The 235-nt window shown below is 39.1% G+C and carries 1 protein-coding gene; it reads left to right on the forward strand.

Going from position 1 to position 235, the window contains the following annotated elements; translation table 11 throughout:
* Positions 1-235 (forward strand): aldo/keto reductase (locus ACSV5T_RS10400; protein WP_438321100.1); only part of this gene is annotated, 235 nt, incomplete at both ends.

A 235-nucleotide genomic window follows, 5' to 3' on the forward strand; every position in this document is an offset into this window, starting at 1 on the left:
TTCGATTATTAACCACCATTGAGCCCATTGCTCAAAAGTATCAAGCAACCATGGGGCAAATTGCGCTAGCTTGGCTACTGGCTCAATACGATAAATTAGTGCCGATTCCAGGCACTAAAAAACTTTCCTATTTGATAGAAAATGCGAAAGCTGCGGATATTGTACTTGAGGAAGATGATGTAAAATTTTTAAATCATCTACCCAATGAAATCCAAGTGCAAGGCAATCGTTACAG

This window comes from Veillonella sp. ZSJB6, assembly GCF_051549505.1.
Lineage (GTDB): Bacteria > Bacillota > Negativicutes > Veillonellales > Veillonellaceae > Veillonella.